Here is a 20,574-nt window from a genome sequence, read left to right as displayed (position 1 = left end):
ATATTCCGTTCCTATGCCAGCCCTACCTCAAAATGCCGTTCCGGGATCAATACATCCACGAATCCTTTTTTTACCAATCGCTTTTTAAAGTCTACCTGCACATCCGGCTCACCATGTACCAGGAACAGCTGCTTTACAGCTTTTGGATCCTGGCAGGCCAGCCACTGGCTCATATCTTCATAATCCCCATGAGCACTCATGCTTCTGATCTGGCCGATCTCGGCATTTACCTGGTGCTCCACCCCAAAGATGCCTACCTCCTTTATGCCGGCCAGCAACCTGCCGCCCAGCGAGTGTGGTTCACAATACCCGGTCATTACGATCGCGTTGCGTGAGTTTTCAATATTGTTACTGATGTGGTGCTTTACCCTGCCGGCATCGGCCATCCCGCTCGCCGATATAATCACCAGCGGTCCGTTTTTAAAGTTGAGCGACTTGGATTCGTCAACCGATTTGATATAGGTAAGCCCCGGGAAACTAAACGGATCATCATCATTTTTGAGCACATGCTGGATCTGGCGGTTGAAGTACTGGGGAAAGCGCTTGACCACGTCCGTTGCCTCAATGCTTAGCGGGCTGTCTACATAAAACGGGATCTTCGGAAGCAGATTCTGCGCACTGAGCTGGTTGAGCGCATAAAGGATCTCCTGTGTGCGCCCTACGCTGAAGGCAGGAAAAATGAGCTTGCCTTTTCGTTCGAGGCAAATTTTATTGATCCACTCCCGCAGCATCTCGGGGGTATCTTTTATGTCTTCATGCAAGCTGTTGCCATAGGTAGATTCCATGATGATGTAATCGGCCTGCGGAAATACTTCCGGAGACCTCAGGATCACATCCCGGTACCTGCCCAGGTCACCGCTAAAGGTGATCCGGGTTTCTTTTCCCTCCTCCCGGATCCGTAAATGCACACATTGGCTTCCGATAATATGACCGGCATCCGTAAACTGTACCTGTACGCCATCCGTTACATCAAACCAGGTACCATATTCCCGGGCTTCGAACAGTTCCATTGCTTTTTTCGCATCTTCAATGGTATAAAGCGGCTGTAACAGTTCGGGCGAAGCGCCCTGTCTTTTCCGCTCCATGAACCGCATATCACTTTCCTGTATCTCGGCACTGTCCATAAGCAAAATATGGGTCAGGTCCTTTGTTGCGGGCGAGCAGAATATCCGGCCGCGAAATCCTTCTTTTACCAGTTTGGGGATCAGGCCCGAATGATCGATATGTGCATGGGAAAGGATCATCACATCCACCTCACTGCTGACAAACCCGAAGTCCCGGTTCAGGGCATCCGTGCGGTCGCCCATTCCCTGGTACATCCCGCAATCCAGCAATATTTTTTTCCCGTTCTTTAAGGTGATCAGGTGCTTTGAGCCCGTAACCGTTTGGGCCGCACCATGAAAAGCAATCTTCATATTGTTTACTTTATTTTTTGGATACGATTCTATTATTATCTAACAAGATAAAGAAAGAATTTTATAATGTTCATCATTTTAATTCATTTTCGGACTTTCAATGATCAGCGGGCAGTCTTTAGCTATCAGTTATCAGCCTTCAGCTATCAGAGGACAGCCTTCAGGCACTTCCAATAATTTTTAACAACCTTAAACCCGCCGTTGAAAAGTAAAATGAAGCTCCCCAGTGGCCTGATGAAGCATAAAACCGGATCTTACATTAAACGTTGAACTTCACCTGGAAGAAACACAGGATCTCTCAGCTCCTGGCCTTGAACGACCAGGTAATGCGAAATACAGCAACCGGCACACCCTGCTCATTAACACCGGTGGAAGTCGCGGTAAACTGCTGCGGCTGGTTTTCATCGATCGCCTGTTGAACGGTATGGGTTAACGCTTCCCCGTCGGCACAGGTAAACAGGGTAATGCCTGTCGCTTTCTTAAAATACTCTGATTCCAGTTTTACTACCAGCAGTGCCACTTTTACCGGGCGGTCCAGTGTGGCTGCCATCGCCAGCACACCGGTGCTCAGCTCCGCAGCCATTGCCAATGCCGCAAAATAGGTAGACCGGAAAGGATTTTTATTCATCCACCCGTACGGTACAGACACCACACATTTTTGCGGGTCGATCTCCCGGATGCGCAAACCTGCGATCAAGGCAAGGGGCAGCTTTGACAACAAAAACATCCTGAATTTTACAGGATGTTTTAAGATCTTAAAAAATGTAACGGCTTTCATATGGCGGATCTGTTCAGAATTTATTCTTTATACTTTTCCGGCTTCAGCGCGTCCGGAGCCCAGTTCACCAGAAAACCGGAAACCTTTTCGCTGCTATATCCTTTCCCCTCTTCCAGATATGCCGAGTTCTGTATATGCAGCAGCCGGCCCTGCTGGTCCAGCACCAGGAACACGGGAAAACCGAAGCGTTGGGGAAATCCATAGTTTGCAAGAACAGGCAGGTTCTTATTTTCCTTGCTGTAATTAAGATGATACACCACATAAGAGCGCCGCAACAATGAATCGACCACCGGATCTGTTTTTGTGAACCGGTCAAACCGGGCGCACCAGATGCACCAGTTGCCTCCGATCTGCACCAGTACGTGCTTGTTTTGCTCTTTCGCCTTCGCCGCCGCCTTTTTCAGATCTTCCCGGGCGTTGGCTTCCGGGTTATAGACGCGAAAGGGTTTAAGATCCTGCGCACCCGTTACAATGACAGTAACAAGCGCCATTATGGAAAATAAAAATTGCTTCATGCTGATAAGTTGATGACCACAACAAATATAATCACAGATCTGTGGATCTGTGATTTTGTATACTATTTTTGTGATGGAATAGCAGGTGTGGGCACCTGGCGAAAGAACACTTCCGCCGGCCGGTCTGGCCCAAAAGCCTGTTTATAGCGGATTGCCGTTCTCTTATCAGAACAGGACGTCAATTTGAAATATGCCTGCCGTTATTTTATTTTCCACACAAAAGGCAGGATCAGCCTTACCGTAAAATTGCGGCCCATATTGAAGACCCCTGTACGTCCGGTTGCCGGATTTTCCGGTGCATATTTCAACCGGCTCAGGTGCTGCTGATAAGCGGCATCCCCGATATTGTTCACAGCTAAAACCACTATGGCTCTTTTTTGTCCGCCCAAAAACACGTCGGTTCCAAGCCCTGCGTTAAAAAGCGTATAACCGGGCGTTGTTGTTTCTGTATGATAACCGGAAAAGAAACGGTCCTGGGTGGCTACATTGTCCATTTCAATTTTTGCATAAAAATTTCGGAATGCCTTCAGCTGCGCCGGAAACTCGGCCCTCAGCTCTGTCAGCAGTCTTAACGGCGCAATCAGCGGCAGGTTGGCCGACCCGTCAACTGCCCGGGCAAACCGGCCGCTTGTCCAGCTGAATGAGTTTTCAAAGTGCAGCCAATCCAGCGGGTGCGGGTGTATATCCAATGTGGCTTCTACTCCAAGTATGCGGGCGTTCTGCTGCGTAAATTTATAAGCGGTCACCTCGTTGATCATCGAATCGCCCCCCGATCCGGCCAGTAATTTCTGATAGTAGATATAGTTGTTGATCTGGTTGAAATAGGGAGAGATATTCAGGGAAACATGCTGTGTATTTACATCCAGGCCCAGGTCAAATGCGTAGGCGTCTTCGCTTTTCAGGTCCTGGTCCCCCATCTCGTAGCGAAAGGTTCCCTCGTGTACGCCGTTGGCCGCCAGCTCTGCCATATTGGGAGCCCGGAATCCTTTGCCGATATTCGCCTTGAACGTAACCTGATCGCTGAAATCGTATGCCAGTCCCAGGCTGCCGGAGAAACTGGACAGTTTTTTTGTAAAGGCCTGAAACTTTTCTTCCCCTTCTTCAAAGGTCTGCTTGCTGTTCATTGCACGGTGGTCAAACCGCAGTCCGCCGCTGACCGTGGCTTTGCTGATGGTTTTGGAGGCATAGCCGTAAACACCGATATCCAGCAGGCTGTAATCGGGGATGAGGGCTTCCGCTGCCCTGTTTTTATTTTGCTGGCTCATGCCATTTGCTCCAAACGAGGTTTTCCAGCCACCGATCAGCGGAAGATGATAGGCTGCGCTGTAGTTGAAGGTGCGCAGGTCAAAATAGGCTTCGGGATCAGCAGGTTGCTCTATATCAGCAAACTCTTTTCGCTGGTTCCGCTGTAAGGCGGCCAATACCGTGATACGACCTCCGTCGCTCAGCGTAAAACTATTATCCAGCGCCACTTTAAAATGCTGGATATGCTGGTTTGGGATCAGCGGACTCCGGCCCTCCGGCTGCCCGTTATTTTGGTCGTATCCTTCCAAAACCAGGCGGCCGTCCTCATCCCGTTCGCCCTCCACCAGCCCTACATGCTGGTTAAAGTTTGAAAAGATCAAATGCGTATATCCCCACTCCTTGTTCAGGCCCAGATACCCTCCAACATTTTTTTCGTTGAACCGGCTGTTGAGCACATTGCCATCATATCGGTTCCGGTAGTCGCCGGCACTTTTTAAGCTCCCGTATGCGTTCCAGTTGAACCCGTTTATATTTCCGGCAACATTGGCATAGCCTCCCCGCATATTGCTGTTGCCATTCAGGCTGCCCGACAGGTTGGCCTTTACCGTATTTTCGGGTACCGGAATATTGGTCTGTATATTCAATACGCCTCCGATCGCATCGCTCCCATACATCAGCGAAGCGGGGCCGCGAAGGATCTCAATCTTTTGGGCGCTGTATTCATCCATTTCTATCCCATGCTCATCGCCCCATTGCTGGCCTTCCTGCCGTACACCGTCGTTCAGCGTTACCACCCGGTTGTAGCCAAGCCCTCTTATGGAAGGTTTGGCAATCGCCGGGCCCGTAGTGATGATAGACACACCCGGCACTTTGGCAACGGCATCCAGCAGTCCGGTTCCCGAAGACTGTTGCAGCTGCCGCTGCGACAGGACGGATATATGTATGGGCGCATGTTTCAGCTGTGTCGATGAAGACATCCCGGTAACCACCACCGCTTCATTCTCCACCACAGACATCTGCAGCTTGAAATCCTTTACGGTGGCACCGCTGACCACAACCATTCCCACAAAGGACCGGTATCCCACATAAGAGACCGTTGTCATAAACCGGCCATTGGGCAGGGAACGGATGGAGTAGGCGCCGTCCTTGCCGGCCGTAACATCTACTTTTAAGTCCGGGAACGAAATAGTTGCTTCCGGCAACGGTTGTCCTGTTAAAGCATCTGTTACAATGCCCTTAAGTGAGCCGCCCGGGGCCTCTTCATCAATCACCGGGGCAGCGTTTCCAATAAAAACGATCTGTAGCAGGACCAAAAGTCCCAATAGTTTTTTTTGCATCATTACATTTAATAAATAGAAGAATGTGGCTTTTACAAGCCATTAACCGGTGTGTTCCGCAGTCAGCTGTTCTATTATTAAATGATGGAGGGAGGCCCTCTTAAGGTAACATGGGGTAAAAACCGGTGAAGCAGGTCCGCTGTTTTTTCTACCGGGCATTCATTTACCGGCAGGGGCACAAACGGTTCCGTAAAGCAATCGGGCCCCAGGAACGGAGCAGTACCTTCAATATTGATGAATCCGCAGCTGTACTCAAAAGCGCCTATGCTTTTCTGTTGTTTGCCGGCGCTGCTGAAAAGCTGATCTTTATGGTGTGTAAACGCATCATGCAGATAGATCTTTGGGGTGATGCCCATAGTAAATACTACCAGCATGACCCAGCCCAGAAAATGATGTATCCGCTTGCGCTTTTTCAATTTTTTGAATCCTTGTTGCAAAAATAGCAGTATCTTCTCTTACACCGAAATAAAATGGTAATTTTTATTCAACGGTTACCTGGAATACACTTTCATCTTCCAGGATTCCTTCAAGGGCATCCCCGGTTACAATTTCACCAACACCTTCCGGGGTTCCGGTAAAAATGATATCACCAATATTCAATGTAAAGTATTTGGAAACATGCGACAGGATCGATTCAAAGTTGTGAATCATTTTTGAAGAGTTGCCATGCTGTACCAGCTCCTCGTTCTTATACAACCCGAAATTTATATTTTTGGGGTTCTCAAAATCATTTACCGGCCGCCATTTCCCGATCACGGCAGAATTGTCCCAGGCCTTTGCTTTTTCCCAGGGCAACCCTTTCTTTTTCAATTCATTTTGAAGATCACGTGCGGTAAAATCGATGCCCAGTGTGATCGCATCATAGTACTGGTTGGCATATCGTCGGTTGATGTACCGCCCGTTCTTGGAAACCCTGATCACCAGCTCGCATTCATAGTGCAATTCATTGGTAAATTCGGGATAATAAAACGGCAGGTGAGGCCGCAACAGGGCGCTCTTGGGTTTCAGGAACACCACGGGATCTTCAGGGATCTCGTTGCCCAATTCCCTGGCATGCGCTGCATAATTTCGCCCGATACAAATAATTTTCATAATACAGTAGGATTTTAAATCTGTCTAATTACAACGTAAATTCTTTGTTATTTATTTCGTTCATCGCAGCCTCAATGCCCTGAAACATGAATATTTCAATGGCGGTTACCGCTTTTTCAATTTTGACTTTTACCACTGCTTCTTCTTCCTTTTGCCATCTGCCCAGCACAAACTCGGACTGCATCCCCTTTGGGAAAGTGCTGCCGATCCCAAATCTTAATTTTGGATAGGCTGTTGTGTTCAGCAATGCCTGTATGCTCCTCAGCCCGTTATGCCCCCCATCACTCCCCGCAGGCTTTATCCTCATTTTCGACAGGGGCAGTGCCAGATCATCCAAAACTGTTAAGGAGCGCTCCAAAGGGATCTTTTCTTTTTCCAACCAGAATTTCAGCGCTTTACCGCTCAAATTCATATAGGTCGTTGGACAAATACAAATACCGGTACGGCCTTTTATTTTTACATCTGCCACATAAGCCAGTCGGTCGCTTCTAAATTCCCCGCCATGTTTGCGAACAAATGCGGCGATGATATCAAACCCAATATTATGCCGGGTATGCGCATATTCATTTCCGATATTTCCTAAGCCTGCTAATAAATATTTCATCCCGTTTATCAAAAATATCAAAAATAAAAAAACCTACATCAATTTGATGCAGGCTTTTTTATGCTTTATTAAAAAAACTATTTCTTAGCTGCAGCCGCTTCTTCCTGCTTCAACTGCCTTGTCATTACGATAGAAGCGATGGGAATACGCGGAGAGTTCAGGATCTCCATGTTTTCGGCCTTCACGTCTTCCACGCGGATGTTTTCATTGATCTCCAATGCATCAATGGGCACTTCGATCACTTCCTGAAGGTGTTTAGGAAGCGTTTTTACTTTTAATGCCTTGATCTTGGATACAAAGCGTCCGCCATCTTTTACACCCTTTGCCGAGCCGGTGAATTTCAGGGGAATGGTAGCGATCACTTTTTTGTCTTCGGAAAGCTCCAAAAGATCCACATGGATCAGCTCATCGGTCACTTTGTCAAACTGCAGGTCTTTCAGAATGCACCTGTACATAGCGCCGTCCAGCTTTACTTCGGCCAGCTGAAAGTTTGGTGTATAAACCAGTCCTTTGAACGCTGCTGCAGGCGCGCTGAAATTGATCTCTTTAGCACCCCCGTAAATTACAGCAGGCACAGCGCCCTGAGAGCGAACCTGGCGGGTGGCTCTTTTGCCAAATTCGGTCCTCAGTTGTCCTTCGATTGTAATTGTTTTCATTTATGATATTGTTTTAATTTACTAAGGATTGGACGTTCTTAAATTTGAGTGCACAAAAAGGCTTGTGATGCTCTTATTTTCAAACGCGTGCTTAATTGCTATTGCAAATAAGTCGGCTACGGAAATCACCCGGAGCTTCGGACTGGTTTTCTGGAGCGGGATGGTATTACACACTACCAGCTCTTTCAATACGCTGCTCTCTATATTTTCGTAGGCCTTTCCGCTCAATATAGGGTGCGTGATCATCGCCCTCACGCTTGTTGCGCCTTTTTCCATCAACAGCCCGGCGCTTTTTGCCAGTGTACCGCCGGTATCGCAGATATCATCGATAATGACCACGTTCCTGCCTTCCACCTCACCGATCACCCGCATGCTGGCAATTTCATTTGCCCGTTTCCGGTGCTTATCACAAATCACCATTTCTGCGTTAAAATAGGTGGCAATTTCCCGTATCCGGTTGGTTGCCCCCACGTCAGGGGCTGCAAAGGTAAGGTTTTCCAGCCGTAATTGCTCTACATATGGGATAAAAACTGCATGACTGTCCAAATGATCCACCGGAATGTCGAAATAGCCCTGGATCTGAGGGGCGTGCAGGTCCATCGTAATGATCCGGTCGGCCCCCGCAGCAGTTAACATATTGGCAACCAGCTTACTGCCAATCGCTACCCGCGGGCGGTCCTTGCGATCCTGGCGCGCATACCCGTAATAAGGCATTACCACGATCACCTTGTACGCCGACGCCCGCTTGGCTGCATCGATCATCAAAAGCAATTCCATAAGATTGTCCGAGGGCGCGTAGGTGCTTTGCACCAGGAATACATAATCGCCACGAACGCTTTCCAGGAAGTTGACATAGATCTCTCCATCGCTGAAACGCTGCGTATGTATCTGCCCTAACTGGCAGCCGTACCTCTGGCATATTTCTTCTGCTAACGCACGGGATGCCGTACCCGCAAAAATTTTGGCTGAATGCATATTGAAAAGTGGGGACTCCATTTGTTACTAAATGAGCGGCGAAGATATTAATAACCTTGGCAAAATTCCAAGCAAAATCGGATCATTAAAAAAATTTTTTCACCGGAGAAGAATTTGTAAATTAGACGATGAAAAACACGAATACCATCCGGAACTGGGCGAAGGACGACCGGCCCCGGGAAAAACTTATCAATCGCGGAGCCCACACTCTCAGCAATTCTGAACTGCTTGCCTTACTGATCCAGAATGGTACGCCGGAACAATCAGCGCTGGATCTTGCCAAAGAGATCCTCAAACTCAGCAACGACAACCTGAATGAACTGGGCAAACAAACCCTTGCCAGCTTTATGCAAATAAAGGGTATCGGCAAGGCCAAAGCCGTAACCATCAGTGCTGCATTGGAACTGGGTCGCCGGAGGCAAAGCGGTGAACTGCTGCAACGGCCACTGATGAATACCAGTAAACAGATCGGGGAATACCTCCGGAGCAGGCTGAAAGACCTGCAGCACGAAGTTTTTGCCGTTATCTTCGTCAATCAGAACAATGTAGCCATCCACTTTGAAGTGGTGAGCAAAGGAGGTATTACCGGAACCGTGGCTGACCCGCGCGTGATCCTGAAAAAAGCACTTGAAAAAAACGCAGTGGGCATCATCCTGGCACACAATCACCCATCCGGCAATCTTTCACCCAGCAAGGCCGATGCATTCCTTACCCACAAGATCCGTGAAGCGGCAAAATTTCTCGACATCCGGGTGATGGACCATATCATTGTAAGCGATGAGGGCTATTATAGTTTTGCGGATGAAGGCATGTTTGATTAAGCGTTATCAGTTCAGAATTTGAAAATGTGGAAATCTGTCAATAGAACGTCAAACAGGAAACGGATCTGACGTGAAACAATATAAATCGCCCCTCGAGGCAGCCCCGTCACCCGAGCGCCATTGGCTACGGGTAGCTCACCAGTAAAGAAACGCAAACTTTTAAAAACGACGGGCCATAGATTTTAGATAACAGACAAGCTGCCGGACCAGCTAATTCCAGCTCAACACGAAGAGCCATAATAAGGGGACCTTAACAGGACCTGTGATCCATGCGCAACAAAACAGGGGCCCAGCCCGGAACTTCAAACAGGCTTTCAACCAAAAACTAATAATTGTTCGTTTCTTACTACATTCGCAGGTGAATTCATAACCTGTTTTTTTATGAGGCGTACATTCCTGGTCATTTCCATTATCATACTGGTCATTTCGTTCCTTCTTTCCTGGTACATCAGCAAGAACTGGTATGTTGTATTCGGGATCACGCTCATACTTTCCGTTATGGGCTACTATGATATGTTGCAAACCAAACATACCATCCGGAGGATCTATCCCATCTTTGGCCGTTTGCGTTATGTAATGGAAGAACTGCGCCCGAAGATCTATCAATACTTTATTGAATCGGATATTGACGGACGCCCCATCAACCGCATCGACCGGTCTACCGTGTACCAACGCGCCAAACTGGATAACGATACCATGCCGTTTGGTACGCAGCTGGATGTATATGCCCCGGGTTATGAGTGGATCTGCCATTCCATTGCGCCCAAAAACTTTAAAGCCCTCGACCACAATCCGCGTGTGGCATTCGGGAACAAGGATTGCCAACAGCCGTACAGCGGCAGCATCCTAAATATTTCTGCCATGAGCTACGGCTCTTTGAGCGCAAACGCTGTTGAAGCGATGAACGGGGGTGCGAAGATCGGCAACTTTGCCCATAATACCGGCGAGGGTGGTTTGAGCGACTATCACCTCAAACAAGGCGGCGATATCATCTGGCAGATCGGTACCGGCTATTTTGGCTGCCGGGATGAGGAGGGCAATTTTTCACCGGAGCTTTTTGCCCAAAAAGCCGGGATCCCGAATGTAAAGATGATCGAGATCAAGATCTCCCAGGGAGCCAAGCCCGGTCACGGTGGTATTTTACCAGCCGCAAAAAACACTCCGGAAATTGCACGCATCCGGCATATACAACCCGGCACAACGGTAGAATCGCCTCCCTTTCACACGGCCTTCAGTTCTCCAAAGGAGCTGATCCTTTTTATAAAGCAGCTGCGCGCGCTTTCTGGAGGCAAACCTGTCGGCTTTAAACTGTGTATTGGCCATAAAAGCGAGTTCATTGCTGTTTGCAAGGCCATGATCAGCCAGGATACCTATCCCGATTTCATTACTGTAGACGGCGGGGAAGGCGGTACCGGTGCAGCTCCACAGGAATTTTCCAATTATGTGGGGGCGCCCCTGCTGGACGGACTTGCTTTTGTAGACGATATATTACGGGGATTGAACATCCGGCAGCACATCAAAATCATTGCCTCCGGTAAGATCATGACCGGCTTTCATATTGCCCGGGCGGCCGCGCTGGGTGCCGATGCCTGCAACTGTGCCCGGGCCATGATGCTGGCTGTTGGCTGCATCCAGGCTCTGCAATGCAATACCAACCGCTGCCCTACCGGCGTTGCCACCCAGGATCCCAAACTGACAAAGGGGCTGGTTGTGGAAGATAAGAAATTGCGTGTGGCCAATTACCATAAATACACCGTAAAAACATTTGTTGAGCTGATGGGCGCTGCCGGACTGAACAGGATGCAGGACATCACGCGTTCGCATGTTTACCGGAGGATCAGTTTAACCTCCATGTTCACGTTTGAAGAGATCTACCCTTCGATCCCGCCCGGCGCCCTGGTCAAAGGAGAGATCCCGGAAAAGCATAAGCACGATTTTGCCTACGCAGACGAGCACCATTGGGGATGGCCCAGCATTGGCAGCTGGAGCGAAGAAGGAACAAAGGATAAAGCTGTCAGCTAACAACCATGAGCCGTCAGAATTGAGGAACAGGACCTGAGAGCTCCGGTTTGAGATCGGAGCATAAACACGGATCGGATCTCAACATTCAACAATCCTAACCACATTCAACCGGCCCACTACATCCGGAAACAAGAGCTGAACATCGAAACCGTGTAAACATTGAGTAAATCCGACCGCAACTTCAAAGAGGGTACCCTGTGGTCACGAATCTAATTTCATATCCGCAATGATGCCCTCAATTTTTGCGTTCAGCTGTTGATCTGCCGCGTCAAACTGTGCGGCATTTTCCAGTTTTTCTTTTACGCTGAAATAGAATTTTATCTTGGGTTCCGTACCACTGGGGCGGGCAGACACAAGGCTGCCGTCTTCCAGCACAAACTGCAACACATTGGATTGGGGAAGAAGGATCTCTGCCGCATCACCCGTGTGTGGGTCTGTTGATTTACGGCTCTGGTAATCCAGCACACGCGTTACTTTTACGCCGTTGATCGTTTTGGGCAGGTTGTTCCGGTAGTCCTGCATCATGGCAGCAATCTGCTGCTGGCCATCCATCCCCTTTTTGGTAATGGAGATCAGCTTCTCTTTATAAAAGCCAAACTTGATATACAGCTCAATTAATTTATCAAACAGGGTTTTCCCGTTGTTCTTTTCGTACGCCGCCATTTCGCAAAGCAAGGCTACGGCGCTCACCGCATCCTTATCGCGCACTTTATCGCCGATCATTAAACCAAAGCTTTCCTCTCCCCCGGTAATATAATGCTCCCTGCCTTCTTTTTCCCGGATCATTTCGGCGATCCATTTAAAGCCGGTCAGCACCCGGTAACAATGTACGTCATAGCCGGCCGCCAGGTCGTCTACCATACCGGTGGTTACGATGGTTGTAATGATCATGTCATTGGGCTGCGCAATTCCTTTTTCCTTACGTGCTTCCAGCAGGTAATTAAAGGCCAGCACCGCTGTCTGGTTCCCGTTCATCAGCACCCATTCTCCATGGTTGTTCTTAATGCCGATGCCCACCCGGTCTGCATCCGGATCCGTACCCAGCAAAATATCGGCATCCAGCTCCTTGGCTTTTGCCAGCCCGATGCTCATGGTTTCTTTTTCCTCCGGGTTGGGGTAGGCCACGGTGGGAAAATTCCCATCCGGGGTTTTCTGCTCTGCTACGATCTGTACATTCTTAAACCCGAAGCGCTCCAGCACCTGCGGTACCAGGGTGATGCCGGTACCGTGTATGGGCGTGTACACAATTTTAAGATCGCTCTGTTTTTCGATCACATCAGGAAATACGCTCAGCTCTTTTACCATTTCGATGTACTGCTCATCGATGTCTTTCCCGATCAGCGTGATATTGGCATCACCTCCGCTCCATTTCACATCATCCACCGAAGCGATCTTTTCCACTTCTTTAATTACATTCTTATCATGCGGTGGCACCAGCTGCCCCCCGTCGTTCCAGTATGCCTTATAGCCGTTATATTCTTTGGGGTTGTGCGATGCCGTACAAACAACACCTCCCTGGCATTTTAATGTGCGGATGGCAAACGAAAGCTCGGGGGTGGGCCGCAGCGACTCAAAAAGGAATACCTTAATTCCATTGGCGGCAAAAACATGGGCGGTCGTTTCCGCAAAAAAACGGCTGTTATTGCGGCTATCGTGAGCAATGGCCACACGCACTTCTTCACCGGGCCAGGATTGCAGCAGGTAGTTGGCATAGCCCTGGGTAGCCATTCCCACGGTGTACTTATTCATCCGGTTGGTGCCTACCCCCATAATACCCCTGAGGCCACCCGTTCCAAATTCAAGGTTCTGATAGAACGCATCCTCCAGCTCCCGGGGGTCTTCTTGCTGCAGCTTTTCAATTTCCTTTTTTGTATCCGGATCATAATTGCCCTGCAACCATTGATCGATCTTCTGCTGAATCACATTATCCATAGTCAAGTATTTTTACAGCTTGTAAGATAATCATAATTTGCAATCAGCGGATTTGCCGGCTTCAATTTCTGCAAAGAATTTTATGATGCTGTCCGGTCTCCATTCAGGCACTCCGGCGCTCCATGGCACGGTCATTCTGTCCTTCCGGGGTATGCAGCCGGGTATGTTTTCTTGCCCGCTCCTTCCGGGCAAGATTGATGAAGAATACACTCCCCAGTATGATCACCAACCCTGCCAGTTGCAACGTGGTCAGATGATCCCCGTTGAACCATACGCCCAAAAGTACCGCCACCAGCGGGTTTACATAAGCGTAGCTGCTTACCTGGGCGGCACTCCGCACACTGAGCAGGAATACATAGGCGCTGTATCCGATGATCGATCCGAAAACGATCAGATAAATGAGCGATCCCCAGCCTTCGGCAGGAATGGTTGACCAGTTTACCCGTGCAATACTGCCGTCTCCAAAACCGATGATAAAAAATACCAGTCCTGCAGAAAGGATCTGCCAGGCAGAATTCACCGAAGGCGATACATCTTTTACCTTGTATTTCGAATACAGGGATCCCAGTACCCATCCGATGTTGCCGATAAAAATGGCCAGTAAGGGCACCAGTCCCTGTTTGCTGTTATCCCCGGTTATTTTTTCATAAAACAGGGCAATAACCCCGATCAGCCCCACGGATACTCCCAGCAGGGTGTACCGGTTGGTAAAATTATCGGCCCAGTTGGGTTTATCAAAGACCAGGAACCAGATCGGCGCAGACGCCAGGAAAATGGCCACAAAAGAGCTGTGCAGGTACTGCTCTGCCCATATAACGGCTCCATTTCCCACAAAAAGCATCAGCACCCCGCTGGCCACAGAATGCAGGATAGCCGACCGGTTCCATACACGCTCCCCCCTCAGCGCTACCCATACCAGCATGATGATGCCTGCCGTAACAAAACGAAGTCCACCCAGCAGCATCGGGGGAATGAACTTCACCGCACGTTCAATAAAAAAGTAGGTCGATCCCCAAATAAGATATACTGCGGCAAATGCCAGCACCACCAGCAGAACAGCAGGTGCTTTTTTCTGAGTCATAAGATCAATCAATTGAAATGTGAGTAGATTCTTTTACCGTTTCCAGAACGATCGTGGTACGCATAGAGACAATGTTGGCGATCTTACTAAAGCGCGACCGCTTGAGTTCCATTAGTTCCGTAGGACTGGAAAGTCTTGCCTTTATCAAATAACAATCATCCCCTGCAATGTGGTGCACTTCCATTACCTGGGGAATGGCCGCCAGCGACCGGGCAGATTTATCATCTGCAAAACTGTCTTTGGTTTTAATAAAAATAAAAACCAGCAGGTCCTTATCCACCGCCAGTGGGTCAATTCCTGCACTGTATCCCCGGATCACTCCTTTTTCTTCAAGCTTCCGCACCCGCTCCAGCGTTGCCGAAGGGGCCATTTTCAGCTGTGCGGCCAGCGCCACATTAGTGATCCGGGCATCTTCCTGTAACAAACGCAAAATGATCAGGTCCGTTTCATCGAGGTTTATTTCCATTATTTGTATTTTTAAATTTAATTATATTCTGATCTGAATACAAAAATCAGAACATTATTCTAAAATATACAATATTTATCGCAGTTTGTTCAGATCCGCTTTTATTAATCTTTGTTAAAGCAGGGAAGCGGAGCTGCATTCTTTTGAAGTTTCTTTATTTTTGCATCCGCCTTTCGGCGATAAATGATCCATTATGATAAAAAAAAATTTCTGTTCTTTCCCGGCTATTGCTTTGATCGCATTGCTGATCTCTTGTAATGAAAATGATAAAACCCCCGCTTCGCCAACAGATGCACCTGCGGCAAACACCATAAAGAATATCGGCATTTCCGTTATCAATACCTATCCGCACGACACGGGCTCATTTACGCAAGGCCTGGTGATCCATAAAGGGCAGTTATACGAAGGTACCGGCGGAGCGTCTTATGCCCCGGAGGGAAGAGCTTCCGAGCTGATGAAAGTGAACCTGAAGACCGGAAAAGCGGAAAAAACCGTTACCCTGGCAGATAAGTATTTTGGCGAGGGGATCACGGTACTGAACGATACCGTTTACCAGCTTACCTGGAAAGAAAAGGTCGTATTTGTTTACACCCTTCCTGATATGAAAAAAGTAAAGGAGTTTCCCATCAACACCGAAGGCTGGGGCATCACTACAGATGGAAAGGAGCTGATCGTAAGCGACGGATCCAGCAACCTTTACTATTATAACCCGACCACTTTTCAATTGCTCCGGACACAATCGATAACCATGGATGGTGATTTTGTAGACTCTATTAATGAGCTGGAATATATTGACGGGTACGTTTATGCAAACAAATGGACCTATCCCGTTATTTTTAAGATCGACCCGGCCAACGGGCTGGTGGTGGGGAAAGTTGACCTGACCTCCATCTGGGACCGCTTAAAAAGCCAGGACTCCGCCAACGCAGAGAATGTCCCCAACGGGATCGCCTACGACCATGATACCAAAAAGATCTACATCACGGGAAAGAACTGGCCTGAATTGTATGAGGTGCAGTTTGGGAACTAACGTTTCAGGCTTTCAACCTTTCTGCTCCTTGCGGATCACATAGATCACCGAACTGCATTCTTGGGTATTGCCGGCAGCATTGATATTGGAAGAAAGCCCGTGAAGCCCCGCACCGATATAACGGGTGGTTCCGTATTTGTATTTACTGCTCAAAAGGCTTACATAAAAGCTGTCGAACCACATGGGCAACAATTTTTCTATGCGCAGCCCATGTTGTGCCGTTAACACTTTCATGGCTTCCGGTGAAAAATGGTAGAGATGCCGGGGCACATCATATGCCGCCCAATACTGCTCGTAAATATCGGCGTCCCTGCTGGTATAGTTGGGAACAGCGATCAGCAGTACACCGCTTTGTTTCAATACACGCTTCAGCTGGTCCATATAGGCATGCAGCGCATGCACATGCTCCAGCACATGCCATAAGCTGATCGCGTCAAACTGGTCTTCTGCCAGCTCGTATAGCTCATGTGATGGTGCTACTTCCAGGTTATAAAGTTGCTTTGCCATGCTGCGTGCATCCGCATCCGGTTCAAGGCCGGCCACCTGCCAGCCCCTGTTTTTCATCGTATCCAAAAAAGTTCCCGTTCCGCAGCCCAGGTCCAACAATCGCCCCGTGCGCTTTTGAGCATACCGCTCTACAAGCACAGCCTTTTGCTGCATTGTACGGGCGCGCACGCGTTTATAGATCCGGCTGATGATCCCTTTGCTGGTATTGGAATGGGATATATAATCCTCTGATTTATAATAGGGCCCGATCGACTCCTGATCCGGGACATCCTGGGTAAACCGCAGCGAACAGGACCGGCACTCCTCTACCGGAAATACTTCACCGCTAACGGTATAGTCCTTTACTAAAAAGACCGGCCGGATCTGCGGGCTGCCGCAAACCGGGCAGGCATTGTAATGTACCTGGGGCATCCGATCCATTTAAACGGCAAAACTGGTTCCGCAACCACAGGTGCTGGAAGCATTGGGGTTAGAAAATGTAAAACCACGGTTATTGAGCCCGTCCGACCAGTCTACTTCCATACCGGCAAGATAGAGCTCATGGGCTTTATTGATAATGCAGGGGATACTTTCCACTTCAAATATCCTGTCGTTGGCCTCTTTTTTGTCAAAGCCCAGCATATAACTCAACCCGGAGCACCCGCCTCCCTTCACTCCCACACGCAGATACAGATCCGCTTCAAACCCTGGAGAGCTCATCAGCCTTTTTATTTCTTTTACAGCACCTTCGGTAAGTGTTACCGGTGCTTCTGCTACGCTATTTTCCATTTTACAAAATTAGTCATTTTATGCCCACTTTGCTGCTGATGTACCGGATAGCCACAGAAGTACTGAAACACAGAGACTTTGCGGATGACGTTTTCCCGCAAAGCAGCCATGACATTCCATAACCTCCCATTCCGATCGTTGCCAATACCCGGTGTTTCAATGCCCAGCGGCTACCAATCAATAATTTTTTAACGTTGCTGCAACAATTCCCCAATTGTAATGTTAGTGTAAAATATGAGGGCAATTGATGTACCTTTGCCAAAATTTTAAACCCCGGTAATGAAAAAAATTCATATCGTTCTATTGATCCTTGTGGCAGCCGCCATTGCTGTTCTGGTAAGCTTTCTACAAACCACTACCACCTATGATACGGTGGCTACAGCCAAGGCCAAACCGGGTAAATTTGTGCATCTGATGGCCAAATGGGACAAAAGCGAACCGTTGGAATACGACGCCGTTAAAAATCCCAACTACCTGGCATTTACCGCCGTTGACAGCCTGGGTCAAAAGATCAGCGTAGTATATCACAATCCCAAGCCCGAAAACTTTGAACTAAGTGAGCGCCTGGTGATGAAAGGAAAATATACCGGCAATGTTTTTGAATGCCAGAGTATTCAAACCAAATGTCCGAGCAAATATAAAGACCAGGATCCCTCCAAACACGTTCCGCAGGGAGATACAAAAACGACATATATTAATACCCGGCCATCTGCTACCGGGGGCAAACAATAGAAACGAATGAATTACATTGGTGAGGATTTACTGCCCGGACAAGTAGGACATTTTTTTGTAATTGTATCCCTTGTTGCTTCCCTGGCGGCCAGTTTCAGTTATTTCAAAGCTACAAAAGCCCTTGTGCCTGAGGACCGGCGCCGCTGGCTAAAGCTGGCCCGTGGTGCGTTCATTATAGAAGTCGCTTCTGTCTTTATTATTTTTGCCGCACTGTTGCACATCCTTTACCATCATCTGTTTGAATATAAATATGCGTGGCAGCACAGCAGCCGCTCCCTTGAATTGAAATACATCCTGAGCGCCTTTTGGGAGGGCCAGGAAGGCAGTACCCTGCTCTGGACCATCTGGCATTGCATCCTGGGGCTGATCGTGATCCGTAAGGACAAGGAATGGGAAGCGCCGGTAATGATGATCGTTAGTTTTGCCCAGTTCTTCCTGGCTACCATGATCCTGGGTATTTATATTTTTGATGTAAAGATCGGCTCCAATCCGTTTATACTCTTACGAGAGTCCGGTGTTCTGGACAATGCTCCGGTGATGCACGTGGGGTTTGATACCGCAAATCCTATACGCCCGGATTATATGACACTGATCAAAGACGGGAACGACCTGAACCCGCTGCTGCAGAATTACTGGATGACCATCCACCCACCGGTACTGTTTCTTGGATTTGCCTCTACCCTCTTTCCTTTTGCTTATGCAATGGCGGGGCTGTGGACCGGAAAAACAAAGGAATGGATCCACAAAGCATTGCCCTGGGCGCTCTTCTCGGTCGCCATCTTCGGACTGGGGATCATGATGGGTGCCAAATGGGCCTATGAGTCGCTGAACTTCGGCGGCTACTGGGCCTGGGACCCCGTGGAGAACGCGTCGCTTGTTCCCTGGCTGATCCTGGTTGCGGGCGTGCACACCTTGCTGGTCTTCAAGCATACCGGCTTTTCGCTGAGAGCCACTTTCCTGTTCTTCGGCTTAGAATTCATCTTTGTACTCTATTCGACCTTCCTCACTAAAAGCGGGGTATTGGGCGAGGCATCGGTTCACGCGTTTGCTGACATCGGGATGAATGGCCAGCTCTTTCTGTTCCTGCTGGTGTTTGTATGGCTGATGCCTTTTGTGGCAGCCACCACCAACCGCCAGCGCGCCATCATTGCCCTGGTGGCAACTGCGCTTTCTATAGGCACCTATTTTCTTGCCGAAGTGATCCCCGGATTTCCCCTGTACGTAATCCTCGCGGGCATCATCACGTTCATTGTATTGATGAACAAGCAGGTACCCGCCGTAAAAAAAGAAGAAAGCGCCAGCTCCAGGGAGTTCTGGATGTTTATCGGGGCGTTGGTCTTATTCCTGTCTTCACTGATCATTATTTTTCAAACCTCGCTGCCGGTTTTCAACAAGCTTTACAAATTAAATACCGCGCCGGGGGAGAATAGCGAATTTGCTTATAACCAGATCCAGGTGCTGGTGGCGATCATCATTGGTGTGCTGACAGCAGTAGCCCAGTACTTCCGGTACAAAAGTACTCCCGGGAATATCTTTTTAAAGAAGATCGCCCTGCCTACGCTGATCAGTGCGGTGGTAGCTACATTTATCCTTGTGGTCATAAAGATCAACTATGATAAGGAAGGGCTGGGATTCCTGATCAATATCTGGATCGCCCTGGTGGCGGGTGTTTACGCCGTTGTGGCCAACATCACTTATATGCTCACCAGCCTTAAAGGCAATATCCGGAACAGCGGTGGCTCTATTGCGCACTTTGGTTTTGGCCTGGTCCTGGTGGGTATCCTGCTTTCTTCGGGAAAAAAAGAAGTACTGTCGCACAATACCAGCGGCATTGCCATTGACTTTGGAAAGGAAAGCAAGGAGATCTCTGGGGAAAATCTCACATTAATTAAAGGCGTACCCATGACAATGGGGCAATATAAAGTAACCTATACAGGGGATTCTGCGCATCCCAAAAAAGCGCTCACCTATTTCAAGATCCACTTTAAATCACCGGAAGACAGCTTTACCTTATACCCGAATGCATTCATTAATTACAAAGGAAATGAAGGCCTGATGGCCAACCCTTCTGCCCGGCATTATTGGGATCATGATGTATTTACCTATGTTTCGGCATTACCGGACCCGACGAAGAATAGGGACACGGCCCAGTTTGCCGTGAGCACCAAAAAGACCGGTGATACCATCTATTACAGCCGCGGATTTATTGTACTGGAAAAGCTGATCGGGAAAGACAACCTCCCGCTGAAGAACTTTGACCGGTCCGATACCGGCTATACGGCCTCATTAAAAGTACAATCCATCAACGGCCCCTCCTACCAGTCAGACCTGTTGCTCATCAAGGGTAAGGGACAGGTATTGTTCCAGTCGCAGGACACTGTTATGGCACAAAGCCTGGTGCTGCAGCTCAATGATGTTCACAACGGTTCGGCGCAGATCGGGGTAAAAGAATCTTCCAGTGTAATGGAATATGTCACTTTAAAGGCTTACAAATTCCCTTATATCAACCTGCTTTGGGGCGGAGTGATCATTACCGTTATCGGCACATTGATCAGCATGGCCCGTAGGATACGGCTGAACCGGGTACGGTAACCTTTT

General features: G+C 48.6%; 19 protein-coding genes. 5 read left to right on the top strand and 14 right to left on the bottom strand.

Features of this window, described 5'->3' with window-relative positions; genetic code table 11:
- Positions 1-11 precede the first annotated feature (11 nt).
- The 9 genes from B160_RS0103235 to B160_RS0103195 all read right to left on the bottom strand — a co-directional run bounded on the left by B160_RS0103235 (position 12) and on the right by B160_RS0103195 (position 8,617).
- Positions 12-1,415 carry an MBL fold metallo-hydrolase RNA specificity domain-containing protein gene (locus tag B160_RS0103235; RefSeq protein ID WP_018626430.1) on the bottom strand — a complete coding sequence of 468 codons (1,404 nt, stop codon included), beginning with the start codon at positions 1,413-1,415 and terminating at the stop codon, positions 12-14.
- 298 nt (positions 1,416-1,713) lie between these two features.
- A complete protein-coding gene (locus tag B160_RS0103230; RefSeq protein ID WP_018626429.1) occupies positions 1,714-2,193 on the bottom strand; it encodes a DUF4442 domain-containing protein in 480 nt (159 codons plus the stop codon).
- Between the two features lie 20 nt (positions 2,194-2,213).
- On the bottom strand, positions 2,214-2,708 hold the full coding sequence (locus B160_RS0103225; RefSeq protein ID WP_018626428.1) for a thioredoxin family protein: 495 nt from the start codon (positions 2,706-2,708) through the stop codon (positions 2,214-2,216).
- Positions 2,709-2,908: 200 nt separating this feature from the next.
- Positions 2,909-5,293, bottom strand: coding sequence for a TonB-dependent receptor (locus B160_RS0103220; protein ID WP_018626427.1), 2,385 nt, complete (start codon positions 5,291-5,293; stop codon positions 2,909-2,911).
- A 74-nt stretch (positions 5,294-5,367) separates the two neighbouring features.
- Positions 5,368-5,706, bottom strand: coding sequence for a hypothetical protein (locus B160_RS0103215; RefSeq protein ID WP_018626426.1), 339 nt, complete (start codon positions 5,704-5,706; stop codon positions 5,368-5,370).
- A gap of 64 nt (positions 5,707-5,770) precedes the next feature.
- Entirely contained in the window at positions 5,771-6,382 is a 612-nt protein-coding gene (locus tag B160_RS0103210) for a fumarylacetoacetate hydrolase family protein (RefSeq protein WP_018626425.1), read from the bottom strand.
- A gap of 28 nt (positions 6,383-6,410) precedes the next feature.
- Entirely contained in the window at positions 6,411-6,986 is a 576-nt protein-coding gene (pth, locus tag B160_RS0103205) for an aminoacyl-tRNA hydrolase (RefSeq protein ID WP_026309489.1), read from the bottom strand.
- Between the two features lie 77 nt (positions 6,987-7,063).
- Complete coding sequence (locus tag B160_RS0103200; RefSeq protein ID WP_018626423.1) at positions 7,064-7,642, bottom strand: 50S ribosomal protein L25; 579 nt, start codon at positions 7,640-7,642, stop codon at positions 7,064-7,066.
- 21 nt (positions 7,643-7,663) lie between these two features.
- Positions 7,664-8,617 (bottom strand): ribose-phosphate diphosphokinase, encoded by a 954-nt coding sequence (locus B160_RS0103195; protein ID WP_018626422.1) that lies wholly within the window; start codon positions 8,615-8,617, stop codon positions 7,664-7,666.
- 128 nt (positions 8,618-8,745) lie between these two features.
- Here B160_RS0103195 and radC point away from each other — a divergent pair, with 128 nt between their 5' ends.
- Both radC and B160_RS0103185 read left to right on the top strand, forming a co-directional pair.
- Positions 8,746-9,438, top strand: coding sequence for a RadC family protein (gene radC / locus B160_RS0103190; protein WP_018626421.1), 693 nt, complete (start codon positions 8,746-8,748; stop codon positions 9,436-9,438).
- A 381-nt stretch (positions 9,439-9,819) separates the two neighbouring features.
- Positions 9,820-11,460: an FMN-binding glutamate synthase family protein gene (locus tag B160_RS0103185; protein ID WP_018626420.1), complete on the top strand. Its 1,641-nt coding sequence runs from the start codon at positions 9,820-9,822 to the stop codon at positions 11,458-11,460.
- Between the two features lie 201 nt (positions 11,461-11,661).
- On the opposite strand, the gene B160_RS0103180 is transcribed toward B160_RS0103185, so the two are convergent.
- From B160_RS0103180 to B160_RS0103170, 3 genes are all read right to left on the bottom strand, one after another.
- Complete coding sequence (locus B160_RS0103180) at positions 11,662-13,392, bottom strand: phospho-sugar mutase (RefSeq protein WP_018626419.1); 1,731 nt, start codon at positions 13,390-13,392, stop codon at positions 11,662-11,664.
- A gap of 103 nt (positions 13,393-13,495) precedes the next feature.
- The gene (locus B160_RS28285; protein ID WP_018626418.1) at positions 13,496-14,473 is read right to left on the bottom strand and encodes an EamA family transporter; all 978 of its coding nucleotides are present in this window, start codon (positions 14,471-14,473) and stop codon (positions 13,496-13,498) included.
- Positions 14,474-14,477: 4 nt separating this feature from the next.
- Positions 14,478-14,939, bottom strand: coding sequence for an Lrp/AsnC family transcriptional regulator (locus B160_RS0103170; RefSeq protein ID WP_018626417.1), 462 nt, complete (start codon positions 14,937-14,939; stop codon positions 14,478-14,480).
- Between the two features lie 193 nt (positions 14,940-15,132).
- Between B160_RS0103170 and B160_RS0103165 the strand changes: the two genes are divergently transcribed.
- Positions 15,133-15,969: a glutaminyl-peptide cyclotransferase gene (locus B160_RS0103165; protein ID WP_018626416.1), complete on the top strand. Its 837-nt coding sequence runs from the start codon at positions 15,133-15,135 to the stop codon at positions 15,967-15,969.
- Between the two features lie 12 nt (positions 15,970-15,981).
- On the opposite strand, the gene B160_RS0103160 is transcribed toward B160_RS0103165, so the two are convergent.
- A complete protein-coding gene (locus B160_RS0103160; protein WP_018626415.1) occupies positions 15,982-16,887 on the bottom strand; it encodes a class I SAM-dependent methyltransferase in 906 nt (301 codons plus the stop codon).
- 9 nt (positions 16,888-16,896) lie between these two features.
- Entirely contained in the window at positions 16,897-17,244 is a 348-nt protein-coding gene (locus B160_RS0103155; RefSeq protein ID WP_018626414.1) for a HesB/IscA family protein, read from the bottom strand.
- A 279-nt stretch (positions 17,245-17,523) separates the two neighbouring features.
- On the opposite strand from B160_RS0103155, the gene B160_RS0103145 reads away from it, so the two are divergent.
- Both B160_RS0103145 and ccsA read left to right on the top strand, forming a co-directional pair.
- A complete protein-coding gene (locus B160_RS0103145) occupies positions 17,524-17,976 on the top strand; it encodes a cytochrome c maturation protein CcmE domain-containing protein (protein WP_018626412.1) in 453 nt (150 codons plus the stop codon).
- A gap of 6 nt (positions 17,977-17,982) precedes the next feature.
- Positions 17,983-20,568 (top strand): cytochrome c biogenesis protein CcsA, encoded by a 2,586-nt coding sequence (ccsA, locus tag B160_RS30420; RefSeq protein ID WP_018626411.1) that lies wholly within the window; start codon positions 17,983-17,985, stop codon positions 20,566-20,568.
- The last annotated feature ends 6 nt before the right edge of the window (positions 20,569-20,574 follow it).

Origin of the sequence: Niabella aurantiaca DSM 17617 (assembly GCF_000374125.1) — a bacterium.
Taxonomy (GTDB): Bacteria; Bacteroidota; Bacteroidia; order Chitinophagales; family Chitinophagaceae; genus Niabella; species Niabella aurantiaca.
The sequence above is the reverse complement of the archived record's forward strand: the minus strand, read 5'-3'. Positions and strand labels throughout refer to the sequence as shown.